At 65.6% G+C, this 13,008-nt stretch carries 13 protein-coding genes and 3 pseudogenes; 6 read left to right on the top strand and 10 right to left on the bottom strand.

Annotated elements, in window-relative coordinates:
* Nucleotide 1: 1 nt before the first annotated feature.
* Nucleotides 2–1,063: a proline racemase family protein gene (locus BLU17_RS18635; protein WP_091999439.1), complete on the bottom strand. Its 1,062-nt coding sequence runs from the start codon at nt 1,061–1,063 to the stop codon at nt 2–4.
* Between the two features lie 409 nt (nt 1,064–1,472).
* Nucleotides 1,473–1,716 (bottom strand): annotated as a pseudogene (locus BLU17_RS18640) (transposase domain-containing protein); the annotation flags it as partial.
* Between BLU17_RS18640 and BLU17_RS18645 the strand changes: the two are divergent.
* Nucleotides 1,703–1,907 (top strand): annotated as a pseudogene (locus tag BLU17_RS18645) (transposase domain-containing protein); the annotation flags it as partial. The pseudogenes BLU17_RS18640 and BLU17_RS18645 overlap by 14 nt on opposite strands.
* Before the next feature lie 197 nt (nt 1,908–2,104).
* Here the strand turns inward: BLU17_RS18645 and BLU17_RS18650 are convergent.
* Nucleotides 2,105–3,409, bottom strand: a complete 1,305-nt coding sequence (locus BLU17_RS18650; RefSeq protein ID WP_091999440.1) for a tyrosine-type recombinase/integrase — start codon at nt 3,407–3,409, stop codon at nt 2,105–2,107.
* A 163-nt stretch (nt 3,410–3,572) separates the two neighbouring features.
* Nucleotides 3,573–4,130, bottom strand: a pseudogene (locus BLU17_RS18655) (oxidoreductase); the annotation flags it as partial.
* Between the two features lie 117 nt (nt 4,131–4,247).
* Here BLU17_RS18655 and BLU17_RS18660 point away from each other — a divergent pair.
* On the top strand, nt 4,248–5,162 hold the full coding sequence (locus tag BLU17_RS18660) for a LysR family transcriptional regulator (RefSeq protein ID WP_091999445.1): 915 nt from the start codon (nt 4,248–4,250) through the stop codon (nt 5,160–5,162).
* A gap of 179 nt (nt 5,163–5,341) precedes the next feature.
* Here BLU17_RS18660 and BLU17_RS18665 read toward each other — a convergent pair whose 3' ends face one another.
* A complete protein-coding gene (locus tag BLU17_RS18665) occupies nt 5,342–5,839 on the bottom strand; it encodes a GAF domain-containing protein (RefSeq protein WP_091999448.1) in 498 nt (165 codons plus the stop codon).
* A 309-nt stretch (nt 5,840–6,148) separates the two neighbouring features.
* Here BLU17_RS18665 and BLU17_RS18670 point away from each other — a divergent pair, with 309 nt between their 5' ends.
* A complete protein-coding gene (locus BLU17_RS18670; RefSeq protein WP_091999451.1) occupies nt 6,149–7,228 on the top strand; it encodes a tartrate dehydrogenase in 1,080 nt (359 codons plus the stop codon).
* A 234-nt stretch (nt 7,229–7,462) separates the two neighbouring features.
* On the opposite strand, the gene BLU17_RS18675 is transcribed toward BLU17_RS18670, so the two are convergent.
* The gene (locus tag BLU17_RS18675) at nt 7,463–7,723 is read right to left on the bottom strand and encodes a hypothetical protein (RefSeq protein WP_091999682.1); all 261 of its coding nucleotides are present in this window, start codon (nt 7,721–7,723) and stop codon (nt 7,463–7,465) included.
* 121 nt (nt 7,724–7,844) lie between these two features.
* Between BLU17_RS18675 and BLU17_RS18680 the strand changes: the two genes are divergently transcribed.
* Entirely contained in the window at nt 7,845–8,507 is a 663-nt protein-coding gene (locus tag BLU17_RS18680) for an HAD family hydrolase (RefSeq protein WP_091999454.1), read from the top strand.
* A 472-nt stretch (nt 8,508–8,979) separates the two neighbouring features.
* Here BLU17_RS18680 and BLU17_RS18690 read toward each other — a convergent pair whose 3' ends face one another.
* From BLU17_RS18690 to BLU17_RS18705, 4 genes are all read right to left on the bottom strand, one after another.
* Nucleotides 8,980–9,684: a glutathione S-transferase N-terminal domain-containing protein gene (locus tag BLU17_RS18690; protein ID WP_091999460.1), complete on the bottom strand. Its 705-nt coding sequence runs from the start codon at nt 9,682–9,684 to the stop codon at nt 8,980–8,982.
* A gap of 109 nt (nt 9,685–9,793) precedes the next feature.
* A complete protein-coding gene (locus tag BLU17_RS18695; protein WP_091999463.1) occupies nt 9,794–10,105 on the bottom strand; it encodes a cupin domain-containing protein in 312 nt (103 codons plus the stop codon).
* Nucleotides 10,106–10,307: 202 nt separating this feature from the next.
* Complete coding sequence (locus BLU17_RS18700; protein WP_091999466.1) at nt 10,308–11,030, bottom strand: dienelactone hydrolase family protein; 723 nt, start codon at nt 11,028–11,030, stop codon at nt 10,308–10,310.
* Between the two features lie 121 nt (nt 11,031–11,151).
* Nucleotides 11,152–11,571: a secondary thiamine-phosphate synthase enzyme YjbQ gene (locus BLU17_RS18705; RefSeq protein ID WP_091999469.1), complete on the bottom strand. Its 420-nt coding sequence runs from the start codon at nt 11,569–11,571 to the stop codon at nt 11,152–11,154.
* Between the two features lie 223 nt (nt 11,572–11,794).
* Between BLU17_RS18705 and nfsB the strand changes: the two genes are divergently transcribed.
* Together nfsB and BLU17_RS18715 are read left to right on the top strand one after the other, a co-directional pair.
* On the top strand, nt 11,795–12,445 hold the full coding sequence (gene nfsB / locus BLU17_RS18710; RefSeq protein WP_091999472.1) for an oxygen-insensitive NAD(P)H nitroreductase: 651 nt from the start codon (nt 11,795–11,797) through the stop codon (nt 12,443–12,445).
* Nucleotides 12,446–12,539: 94 nt separating this feature from the next.
* Nucleotides 12,540–12,995 carry a PACE efflux transporter gene (locus BLU17_RS18715; RefSeq protein ID WP_091999685.1) on the top strand — a complete coding sequence of 152 codons (456 nt, stop codon included), beginning with the start codon at nt 12,540–12,542 and terminating at the stop codon, nt 12,993–12,995.
* Nucleotides 12,996–13,008: the final 13 nt, after the last annotated feature.

Raw genomic sequence — 13,008 nt, forward strand, 5'->3', positions numbered from 1 at the left:
ATTAAAGCGGAGCGAAGCCATCGGCGAATTCGTCGTCCGCGTCGGCTGCAATGGTCAAAAATCCGTTGATATAGGCGCGCCCCGTCAATGCGGGCGTGATGAAGCGGCGGCCGGGCGTGTCCCGAACCTGCTTTGCCGTGACGGTGAACGTGGAGCCGATGATGCTCTGTGTCGTCAACGTGTCCTCGGGCTTGAGCAGGCCTTCGGTGACGAATTTGGCGAACACCGCGCTCGACCCCGTGCCGCACGGCGAACGGTCGATCACGCCGGGCGGCGCGACCACGACGATCTTCACGCGCGCGGTCGATGCCGGATCGTGCTGATAGAACAGCACCTGGTAGACGTCCAGCGTGTCGCCGCTCAGCGGATCGCGCACGCCGCCTTCGGTATAGGACGCGCGCAATTCGCGCGCGACGCGCACGATTTCCGTGGCATTCGAGCGATCGAGGGAGAGGCCGATTGTGTCGGCGTCGACGCTGATGTAGTAGTCGCCGCCGTACAGCAGTTCGACGGACGCCTTCACGCCGTTGACCACATGATCGTGGCGACCCGCCGTGAACGACTCGACGTTCGTCAGCGTGACAGTCGTGAACTTGCCGTCTTCCTTGCGGGCTTCGATGCCGACAGGACCAGCTGGCGTGCGGATTCGAAACGCCGCGTGGGTATGATCTTCGTTCCACGCGTGCGGAAGCAGGTCCATTTCTACGATAACCGACGCGAAACCGATCATGCAATGGCCGCACATCGGCGGATAGGAGCCTGGTTCGAGAATGACGGCGCCGATATCGCAGTCGTCTTCCGTTGTTTCGATTGGCAGGACCGCGCAGGTGAGGCCGCCGCCACGCGGTTCGTGAACTAGCCGCGTTCGCCAGAAGTCGGCGTGGTCGCGCAGCCAGGCACGTGCGACATCGACCGTCCCGACATCGGCGGGCAGGTCGATGCCGGACAAGACGATGCGAGTGGGGTTGCCGCCGGTGTGTGAGTCAACCGCAACGCACGGTTGGCGTTCGCTTCGCGCGAGCCACTCGAGCGCTTGGTGGGGCAGTGCTGATGAATGAGCCATTGCTATATCGTCGAGAGCCGGTGGGTGTCGTCACTGTGCCCGACCGTGAGTGAGTATATCATGTGACAGGTAGTATATTACACGTTACCCGCTACATGTCAAAATCAATTCGGGATCGTCGACGGAATGTCCCATCGATGGTAGCAACGAGGCCGCTGTCGGCCAATTTCAGGGGCTAAAGAGTGCTAGGTAGGCAACCATCGCGGAGGCCGGCTGTGAAGGTTATCGTTCGTCCCGCCGTCGGCGTGGCATAGCCGTTGGAGAACGCCGAACTGTAAGCCAGCGCGTCGGTGAGGCTTATCACATTGAGGGCAAAGTGAGAATCGCTGACATCGTAGGACACCATCGCGTCGGCCGTCGTTGCCGAAGGAATGCGCAACGTCATCGCGTCGTTGACGTAGTAGTCGGATCAATAGTAATGCCTCCTCCGACCTGAAGGTGGCCAAGTAGGGTAGGCGACTGTGGGTTTCTGCTGCCAGCGATGCGGCAACAACGCGGCAATGTCGCTGGCCCTGTGCGTGGGCAAGCGCGTGAGGATGTCCTTGAGATACGCGTGCGGGTCGTGCCCGTTGAGTTGCGCCGAGCGCAGCAGGCTCATGATCGCGGCAGCCACGCTGCCCCGCTTGCAGTGAACTTGCGAACAGCCAGTTGGCCGGAACAGACTCCGGCGGCGAGCGTGCCGCCGCAATCTACAGCCTCGTTGGCACCGCAAAACTCAACGGTATCGATCTGACCTGAAGCGTATCTACGCTACGTGCTCGCGCGCATCGCAGACCATGCGATCAACCGCATCGACGAACTCGCACCGTGGGTCGTTGCCGCTCAGCTCCGCACCGCAGACTGAAGATCACGATCTCTAGTCAAGACGTCGCTGCTGCCACGCTTACTATGCGCTCTGGGGTTAGCGCTTTGTCTCCGCGTCGGGGCAACGGGACGGTTGGCATGGCCACGCGTTGGTCTGCCCTCGGCCAATACGGCAACACACCGGGAACCCGCGTTTCTTCGCTTCGTGCGCAATCCACATAGGTTCCCTGACAGAGCTTAGGCCGCATTCTGCCTGGTGTTGGCTGTCGCTGTTAACGGATCGATAAGATCGGCCCATCGCTGCGCAAGATCGCGACGCTCAGAGAGATACTTCGTGGCATTGGTGTAGGCTAATTTGACTTTGTTGCGCTCGACGTGGCTCAGATAGCATTCGATGACCTCGGAACGCCACCGGCCACTTTCATAAGCCCATACTGCGATCGACCCGCGAGCACCATGCGCGCGGAACCAGTTGTTGCTTTCTTCATTCAGTCCCATTTGGGCGAAGATCGCGTTAACTGCCCCGCGTGACAGGTGCGGAAGTATCTTGGCCTTCGAACTATAAAAAACGTAATCTTCGGCGTTCGTTTTTTGTGAAATCGAGCGAAGTATCAGCAACCGAGCAGCCAGTTGGGCGGATAGTGGAAAGGAGTGCGGCTGTTTGTTTTTCATCCGGGAGGCCGGAATACTCCAGAGTGCATTCTCGAAGTCAAATTCACCCCAACGTGCCTGTAACGCCTCTCCGGTGCGGCATGCGCTTAGGAGTATCGTCGCTGCAAGCGTCCGCGTGGTTAGCATCCTGTTCTCGCTGTCGATACGATCGAGCAACGCGCACATCTGGGAGGGCGGTAGGGCTTTGTTGTGCCGGACTCTCCTGGGCTTAACCGCATCGCTCAGGGCGATCATCGTAGCTGGATTGTTTTGCGCGCGCCCCGAGCTGATCGCATAGCGGAACACCTGTCCGAGCAGCTGCTTGAGTTTGCCCGCAACATACGTGCTTCCGTTCTGCCGCTCGAAGCCTGTGCGAATGCTGCCGTTAGCGACGCCCCTGACCAACTGGTGAACGTGCGCCGCGGTGATTTCCGCAACGGGCAGGTTGCCGATGTCGCGGCTAACGACGTATCGCTCGAGCCATGTTTTTGACTGTCCGAAGGTGTAGTCGGCAACGCTGCCTCGGCGATGTTCTAACCATTCAGCGCACAACGCGCCGAGCGTCTCGGCGTGTGCCTGAACGTTCATCAGCCGTTCTTTCTCACGAGCAGCAACCGGGTCTATGCCCACGGCAAGCAGCTTATGTGCCTCATATGCGAGCAAGCGAGCTTCGGCGAGGTTCACGTAAGGGAACAACCCGATTTTCAGCGTTCGTTGACGGCCACCGAACCGGTAGGCCATGTTCCACGTCTTGCTTCCGGCAGTTGAAACGAGCAGATACAGTCCCCCGCCGACGGAACACTTATGGGGTCTATGGCCCGGCTGAAGCGCTTTGAGCGAGGCATCGGCCACTTTTAAAGGGCGCACATTTGTGCGTTCCGTGCTGTTCATTTGAGGCCTCTCCTGGTGCAATTACGGTACACCCGGCTTCACCACGCGTTGCCAACAATCTGTCGGGGAGCGAGGGGGAGCATCGGGGGCGCCAGGACACGAGCCTTCGTTTCTCCTCACGTTGCTGGTGGGTCTTGGGGAGATTAAGGGATTGCTGTTAGCCCTGCACGCACACGATAGGCATGACGCGCCGAGCCGCCGCGATCTGCGTCGCGGTCGCATTGGAGAGGCCGACATGGCGCACGAGCCCGCGTTCGCGCAGCGCGGCCAGCGCCTCGACCTGCCGCTCCACCGGCCCTTCGGCGGGCTTGTGGACGTCGCCCATGATGCGCAGGTTCACTACGTCGAGCGCTTCGAGCCCGAGGTTGCGCAGATTGTCGTGCACGGCGCGCTCGATATCGGCGGGCTCCAGCGCCGGCAGCCACGCGCCCTTGTCGTCGCGCACGGCGCCCACCTTGGTCACGATCGTGAGGTTCTGCGCATACGGGTGCAGCGCTTCGCGGATGATCTGGTTCGTCACGTGCGGTCCGTAGAAGTCGCTTGTGTCGATGTGATCGACGCCCAGCGCCAGGGCCTCGCGCAGCACCGCGACAGCCTGTGCGCGGTCCTTCGGCGGCCCGAACACGCCGGGGCCGGCCAGCTGCATGGCGCCGTAGCCCATGCGGTTCACCTGGCGGCCGGCCAGCTCATACGTGCCTGCGGGGTTTCTTCGTTTCGGCATTGCGCTCTCCTCGGTTGACGAATGCCCGCAGTATGGGCGCGTTCGAATTGTCCGATAATCCCATCGGATTCGAACAGGCTGTGCGCAATCTTGAACAATGCGGGGTGAACCATGCCGATGGAGATGAACGATCTGGCCGCTTTCGTTTCGGTGGCGAGCGCGGGCGGCTTTCGCGACGCGGCGCGCGCGGGCGGCGTCTCCGCTTCGAGCCTCAGCACGGCCGTGCGGCGGCTGGAGGCGAAGCTCGGCCTGCGCCTCCTGAACCGCACCACGCGCAGCGTCGCGCCGACCGAAGCGGGGCAGCGTCTGCTCGAATCGATCACGCCGCTCTTCAGCGAGATGGAAGCGGCGCTCGACGTGCTCAACGGCTACCGCGAGAAGCCCGCTGGCACGCTCAAGCTCAATGTGCCGGCGAGCGCGGCGCGCACCATCCTGCCCGGCGTGCTGGCGCCGTTCCATCGCGCGTATCCCGAGATTCGCGTGGAAGTGGTGGTGGAGGACGGTTTCGTCGACGTGCTCGCGATCGGCTGCGACGCCGGCATCCGCTACGACGAGCGGCTCGAGCAGGACATGATCGCGATTCCGGTCGGGCCGCGTGTGGAGCGCTTCGCGACGGCCGCGTCGCCCGCGTACCTGGCGGCGCGCGGGCGGCCCGAGCATCCGCGCGAACTGCTGGGGCATGCGTGCCTGCGCGTGCAGTTTGCGGGCGGCGCGATGCCGCTCTGGCATTTCGAGCGCGACGGCGAGCTGTTGCGCCTCGATCCGCCCGCGCCGCTCGTGGTGCGTCCGGGCGCTGCGCTCGACCTCGTGATCGGCATGGCGCTCGACGGCATCGGCGTCGTGCATCTGTACGAGGAAATGCTGCTGCCGCATATCGCGCGCGGCGCGCTCGTGCCGTTGCTCGACGACTGGGCCGTGTCGTTTCCGGGGCCGTTTCTCTACTATCCGGGGCGGCGTCACTTGCCGGCGCCGCTGCGCGCGTTCGTCGATTTCGTCAAGGCGAACGCGCACGGTAATGATTCGACATCCTGATGAAATTCGCGCCGACGCTCAGCATGCCCAACGTGTTTTCGCGCGACGCACGGGCCTATGTGCAGCAGCGCATGAACGTGGCGCTCGCGTTGGCCGGAGCGCTTGCGCAACGGTAGCGGCGGCGCGCACACGGCGCGCCGCCTTCCAGGTTTTATCGACGGCGCTGGGCGGCCTCGTGCTCAGCCACGCTTCCAGCCGTACTCGATGAACGTGCGGCAGAGCAACTCCATGCCCTTCGCATCTTCTTCGTCGAAGCGCGCGAGATACGGGCTGTCCACGTCCCACACGCCGATCAGTTCGCCGTCCGGCGTGACGAGCGGCACGACGATCTCGGACTGCGAAGCCGAGTCGCAAGCAATGTGGCCCGCAAACGCATGCACGTCGGGCACCACCTGCGTTTGCCGCGTGGCGGCCGCCGTGCCGCATACGCCCTTGCCGAGCGCAATGCGCACGCATGCCGGCTTGCCCTGGAACGGTCCGACCACGAGCTCGGTGCCGTCGAAGGAATAGAACCCCGCCCAGTTCAGGCCTTCGAGCGAATGGAACACGAGCGAGGCGAAGTTCGCCGCGTTCGCGATGACGTCGGTTTCGCCCTCGATCAACGAGCGCGCCTGGGCGGCGAGCGTTTCGTAGAGGGCGGGCTTGTCGGTGGGCAGGGTGTCGGAGAGCGAGAACATAAATCAGTCGATCGGAAAATGTGCCGGTCCAAAGGACCGAACGGTGGAGCAAAGCGTGAGTTTAGGCGAGATCGCGGATCGAGGCCCCATGTCGTCTGCGTCGGGCGGCCGTCGCGCGCCCAGGCGGGCGCGTGGACCAGCGCCAGCACTCGTGCGATTATTCACGATTCGCGTGGAATCGGTCCGCGCCGGCGGGGCTGGCTGCCGCCGCGTTTCCGGCATGCTGGCGCCGGCGCGACGCGGGCCACGCGCGGTCCGCGCCGCAGGACAGGCAACCGCAGGCAACCGCAGGGAAACGGAGAACGAGACATGAGCAAGACATTCAGAATCGCCGCGATCGCCGGCGACGGCATCGGCCAGGAAGTGATGCCCGAGGGCGTGCGCGTGGTTCAGGCCGCCGCCGCGCGGTTCGGCCTGAACCTCGAATTCACGCACTTCGACTGGGCGAGCTGCGACTATTACCTGCAGCACGGCAAGATGATGCCCGACGACTGGTTCGCCACGCTCAGGGGTTTCGACGCCATCTATTTCGGCGCGGTCGGCTGGCCCGACAAGGTGCCCGACCACATCTCGCTGTGGGGCTCGCTGCTGAAATTCCGCCGCGAGTTCGACCAGTACGTGAACCTGCGCCCCGTGCGTCTGCTGCCGGGCGTGCCGTGTCCGCTCGCCAACCGCAAGCCCGGCGACATCGACTTTGTCGTGGTGCGCGAGAACACCGAGGGCGAATACAGCTCGGTGGGCGGCAAGATGTTCGAAGGCACGGCGCGCGAGTTCGTGCTGCAGGAGTCGGTGTTCACGCGCCAGGGCGTGGACCGCATTCTCAAATACGCGTTCGAACTCGCGAACCAGCGCGGACGCAGGAAACTCACGGCGGCCACGAAGTCCAACGGCATTTCGATCAGCATGCCGTACTGGGACGAGCGCGTGGCCGCGATGGCCGGGGCGTATCCCGACGTGAAGTGGGACAAGCAGCACATCGACATTCTGTGCGCGCGTTTCGTGCTGCAGCCCGATCGCTTCGACGTGGTGGTGGCGTCGAACCTGTTCGGCGACATTCTCTCGGATCTCGGACCTGCGTGCACGGGCACGATCGGCCTCGCGGCGTCGGCGAACCTGAACCCGGAGCGCGCGTTTCCCTCGCTGTTCGAGCCGGTGCACGGCTCGGCGCCCGACATTTTCGGCAGGCAGATCGCCAATCCGATTGCGATGATCTGGTCGGGCGCGATGATGCTCGACTTCCTCGGCAACGGCGACGCGCAACACAAGGCCGCGCACGACGCGATCATGATGGCCATCGAAAAGGTGCTGGTGGAAGGCCCGCGCACGCCCGACATGGGCGGCACGGCGAACACGGCGGAACTGGGCGCGGCGGTGGCGGCTGCACTGTGACGAAGGCGCCGGCAGAGGCGAAAGCGCCCGGGCCGGCGGCATCGTCCGAAGTCGACGATCTGCGCGTATTCGGTATGGTTACGCACCGGGCGAGCTTCAGCGCGGCCGCCGAGGCGCTTTCGGCGGCCGGCCCATGTGAGCAGGCGTGCGGGCATGCTGCGCGCCGTGCCGGCAGGCCGGAGCGGCAGTGATCGAACCGCAGGAATGACGCGGGGGCCGCGCAGCGCGCGAGCGTCACTCGCCGTCGGCCTTGTCGAGCGCCTTGCGCTCGCGCCGCTCTTCGTTGCCGCGCCGCGCACGCATGCGCTGGCGCGAAAGCACGGTGATGATCTGGCCAGTGGTGGCGTCGGCGGGTATCTCGTTGCGAATCACGTTCGGCACCATCGGCAACCCCTTGCGCTGGCGCTGCAGCGCCTGCGCGATCGCCCGGCGGCACGCCGGCCCGTGGCAATCCCATTCGTCGCGCAGTTTTCCGCAGTAACGGCAGGTGTCCATGCGCCCCAGTTTACCCAAAATCGCCTGGCGGTTTCGGGTGCGATCATGGCGCGCCGCGCGCAGTGCCGCGGCGGTATGATCGGCGACGGACATGGTGGGACATCTCGGGCGGGAGCGGCAGATGGCGGCGATCAGCGTAGTCCTGTTCGACCTGGAAGGCGTGCTGTCGTACTACGACCGCGACGCGCGTGTCGCGAGCCTGGCGGCCTCGACCGGCGCGCCGCCCGAGGCCGTCCGTCATGCGATCTGGGGCTCGGGCCTCGAAGCACGCGCCGACGCGGGCGAACTCGATCCCGACGACTATTTGCGCGCGCTCGGCGCCGTGCTGGGCCGCGCGGTGAGCCGCGATGCCTGGCTCGCCTCGCGCCGCGCCTCGATCACGCCGAACGAGGCGGCGCTCGCGCTGGCGCAGCGCGTGGCGACGCGTTCGCATATCGCCGTGCTGACCAACAATTCCCCGCTCGTCACCGATTACCTCGACTATCTGAATCCGCCCGTTGCCCGGCTGTTCGGCGCGCGGATCTATTCCTCGGCGGCATTCGGCGCGGTCAAGCCGGCCGCGCAGACTTACCTTGGCTGCGTCGCGCAGCTCGGCGCAACGCCGCAGGCGACGCTCTTTATCGACGACAGCCAGGCCAATGTGACGGGCGCGCTCGAAGCCGGCCTGCAGGCGCGCCAGTTCGTCGATGCCGATTCCCTCGCTCACGATCTCGAGCGGCTCGGGCTCATCGATGGCGGGCCGCCTCCCGCGAGCCATACCGGCGATGCGTCACGCGGCGTTTGAGCCGCGCGCGCTATGAAGCCGCGCCCGGCTGCGGACGGTCCGCATTTCCAGCACGGGAGACCGCACGCGACGCACGAAATGAAGGTCCACCGTCAGCATGCCCAGGCGCGCGGAACAACGGGCCGAACGCATGGGTTGCGAATAGACGGGAGCTTGCGATTGAAGATGCGATGCAACCGGGCCTTGGCTCGCGACGCTGTGGCTGGGCGTGCCCACGCCCCTCGCATTCGCGCAGCAACCGGGCGCGCCGGCGGCCCTCGGGCCGGCTCCCGGCGCGCCGCTGCCCGCGCAGGGCTGGCTCGTGCGCGGCCATCGGGCTCAATCCCTACGTGGCCGCGGCTAAATTCGTGCTCGCGCGCGCCGACGATCGCAAAACCGTGGAATGCGCGGCGGCCGAAGTGGCCGACCACGGTTGTGGCGCGTGAAAGCGACGTAGCCGTGATGCGCCGCGCCCGGCGCGGAGGCGTTGGCCTTAGCCGCGCGCCGGAATGTTGAGCCCGCGCTCGACCGCCGGGCGCGCGAGGAACGCATCGAGCACGCGCGCGACGTTCCTGAAGTCCGCATAGCCCACGAGGTCTCCCGCCTCATAGAAGCCGACGAGGTTGCGTACCCAGCCGAACGTGGCCATGTCGGCGATGGTGTACTCGTCGCCCATGATCCATTGGCGCCCGGCAAGGCGCTGGTCGAGCACGCCGAGCAGGCGGCGCGACTCGGCAACGTAACGGTCGCGCGGACGCTTGTCCTCGTATTCCTTGCCCGCGAACTTGTAGAAGAAGCCCACCTGGCCGAACATCGGGCCGATGCCGCCCATCTGGAACATGACCCACTGGATCGTCTCGTAGCGCGCCGCGCCCTCGCGGGCGAGGAAGCGTCCGCATTTGTCGGCGAGATAGATGAGGATCGCGCCCGACTCGAAGAGCGCGAGCGGCTCGCCGCCAGGGCCGTTCGGATCGAGGATCGCGGGAATCTTGTTGTTGGGATTCAGCGAGAGAAATTCCGGCGACATCTGGTCGTTCGCATCGAAGCGCACCAGATGCGGCTCATAGGGGAGCCCGCTTTCCTCGAGCATGATCGACACCTTGACGCCATTGGGCGTGGGCAGCGAATAGAGCTGGATACGCTCCGGATGTTGCGCAGGCCACTTCCTGGTGACGGGAAACGCGGAAAGGTTGTTCATGCGAGGTCCTTGGAGTCCTTGGGCGATGCGGCGCGCGAAGCGGAGGCGCCGGCAGGCCGCCAAGTGTAGTGGAAATGGCGCGCGCCGTGTTTTGGGCCCAGGGCGCCGCTCACACGCTTCCTTCGCGCTCGACCACGAGAATGCGCGCCTCGCCGCGCGGATGGGCGACGTGCTCGCAGCCGACGCCCGCGAAGAAAATGTCGCCGGCTTCGAGCACGGCGATACGTTCGGCGCCGCGCTCGCGGTAGTGCATGTCGACCACGCCGTCGAGCACGGCGAATACTTCCTCGCCGTCGTTGACGTGCCACGTGTAGGGCTTGTCGGTCCAGTGCAGGCGCACGGTGGTGCCGTTCATGCTGGCGATGTCGAGCGCACCCCAGGGCCGGGCCGCCGTGAAGGTTTTCGAGCGGATGATTTTCATGGTTTGAGGCTCTTTCGCGCGGCGCAGGCCGGTGCTTATGGATGGGCGGGCAAAGACCGCGAGGGAGACGCGGCGTCACGTGATCTTTCGCGAGAACGCGAAGAGGACGTAGCCGCCGCAAGGCAAACCGGCATCGGCCGCGAAGCGAGGCGACGCTGGCCCCGCCCGCGACGGATTTGCGCGCGGGCGCTGCCGTCGGGGCTTAGCGCGCCGTGCGCCGCGGCCACAGCGTGCGGCCCCAGAATGTCAGCGAACGATCCCAGGCGAGCTGCGCCCAGACGGGGTCGTACTGCGTGATGGCGATGCGGTTCGGGCCTACGGCGGTCTCGTTCGCGAAGGCATGGTGAGCGAGATAGCGATGGAACTCGACATCGACGTCGGCGTCCTTGAGCTTCGTTTCGAGCGTCGCCACGGTTTCGATGCTGAACGCCTGGTCCTGGGTCGCGAAGTGGCCGAGGACCGGCGCGGTGATCTTGCTCGCGTCGATGTATTCGAGCGGCGGGAAGCCGTACCACACCACGGCGCCCGACAGGCCCGGGATCATGGTGGCCGCGAGCAGCGTGAGCGCGCCGCCCATGCAGTAGCCGGTCACGCCCACGCGATCCGTGAGCGTCTTCAGGTAGGTGACCGCGCCGTACACGTCCTGCGAAGCCGCGTCCGCGAAGTCGAGGCCGGTCATCAGATGGTGGGCCTCTTCCTGTTCGACCGTGCTCTTGCCGCGATAGAGGTCGGGCACGAGCGCCAGATAGCCCGCTTGCGCGAGCCGGTCGGCCACGCCGCGAATCTGGTCGTTCAAGCCCCACCACTCCTGAATCACGACGATGGCGGGCGCGCCCTCGGTCTTTTCGGGTTTGGCGAGATAACCCTGGAGCGTCTGGCCGTCAGGGCGGGTAAAGGAAATCATGGATCCGGCGGACTGTTTCATGGGGGCAACCCTCGGTGGTACGGTTGAACGAAAGCCGTAGCATAGCGCTTGCATGCGCGGCTTGCGCGAATGCGCCGGGCCGCCGGACTAACGCGTTTCGCGCCCCTCCGGCGGGCGGCGCTCACTGGCCGATCAGGTGGAGCACGACGTCGCGCGCGTGTGCCTGCCGCCGATGCTCGAACAGGTAGATCCCCTGCCATGTGCCCAGCACGGGTTCGCCGTGCTCGACCGGAATCGAGAGCTGCGTGTGCGTGAGCGCCGTGCGCAGATGCGCGGGCATGTCGTCGGCGCCTTCGGTGTCGTGCTCGTAGCGCCGGGGATCTTCGGGGGCGAGCTGTTCGAAGTAACGTTCGATGTCGCGGCGCACCGAGGAATCGGCGTTCTCCTGGATCAGCAGCGACGCCGACGTGTGGCGGCAGAAAAGCGTGAGCAGGCCGGTGCCGATGCGCTGTTCGCGCACGAACGCGCGGACCTCGCCGCTGATTTCGACAAGCCCGCGCGTGCACGTGCTCACCTGCAGATGATGAATGGCCTGGCGCATGATCGATTCTCCCTGGCGGACCGCCGCGCGAGAAAGAGCGGGCAGCTCGCGGTGCAGCGGTCAAGCATAGCGCAGGCACGCGGGGCGCGCTGAGCGGCCCCGCAGCCCCGCGGGCCGGGTCGCGCGCGCTGTGCCGCATGCTGGTACGATGTCGGCCTTGCCGAAAACTGGTGCAAACCGCCGGTGCGAACCTCGGCCGACCGGCCACGAAGGAGAAAACGACTTGAATCTCACCCGCTTCGCGAAAGCACGCCACGCCGCCAAGGCGTTCGACCCCGCTCGCAAGATTCCCGCCGCCGTCATCGAAGAACTCAAGGAACTGATCCGCTTCAGCCCGTCGTCGGTGAACTCGCAGCCGTGGCACTTCGTGGTGGCCGAAAGCGACGCCGCCCGGGCACGGATCGCCAGGGGCATGGAAGGTTTCGCATACAACGAACCGAAGGTCAGCCGCGCCTCGCACGTGATGGTGCTGTGCGTGCGCACCGACATGGACGAAGCGCATCTCGCCCAGGTGCTCGCGCAGGAAGCGGCCGACGGGCGCTTCGCGAACGCCGAAGCGAAGGCGGGCCAGGAAAAGACGCGCTCGTTCTACGTGAACCTGCATCGCGAGCGCGGCGACCTGGCGGCGTGGATGGAAAAGCAGGCGTATCTCGCGCTCGGCACGCTGCTGATCGGCGCATCGACGCTCGAAATCGACGCCTGCCCGATGGAAGGTTTCGACGCGAACGCCCTCGACGAAGAACTGGGCCTGCGCGAGCAGGGCCTCACCGCGCTCGTGGTGATCGGCCTTGGCTACCGCAGCGCCGACGACTTCAACGCGAAGCTGCCGAAGTCGCGCTTGCCCGCGGCGACGGTATTTACCGATCTCGGTTGATTCGGGACGGTCTGCGCCGCGCTCGCGGGAGTCGCGGCGATTCGAACCACCGGGGGCAATGCAGGATTCGTATTCGTATCAGGAGCGCCAGTCCATGCAAGGCATCAAACGCCGGATCGTGTACGTCGCGTTGTTCGAGGGCATCGCGATCCTCATCACCGGTACGAGTTTCGCCTCGCTGTCGGGCAGTGGCATGGATCGCGCCAGCGCGGCGGCGGTGTTCTCGTCGCTGATCGCGGTGGGCTGGAACTTCGTCTACAACGTGCTGTTCGAGCGCTGGGAAGCGCGCCAGACGAAGCGCGGCCGCGGCGTCGCGCGCCGCATCGCCCATGCCGCCGGCTTCGAGGGCGGCCTCATCGTATTTCTCGTGCCGATGATCGCGCTCACGCTGCGCGTACCGCTTGCCGAGGCGTTCCTGATGGACATCGGCCTCTCGGTGTTCTTTCTCGTCTACGCCTACCTCTACAACCTGATCTTCGACGCCGTGTTCGGCTTGCCCGCGTCGGCGTTGCCGGTGACGCACGCTTCGGAAACCACGCCGCGCGCGTAGCGCGGATTCCTCC

Origin of the sequence: Paraburkholderia lycopersici (assembly GCF_900096975.1) — a bacterium.
GTDB lineage: Bacteria > Pseudomonadota > Gammaproteobacteria > Burkholderiales > Burkholderiaceae > Paraburkholderia > Paraburkholderia lycopersici.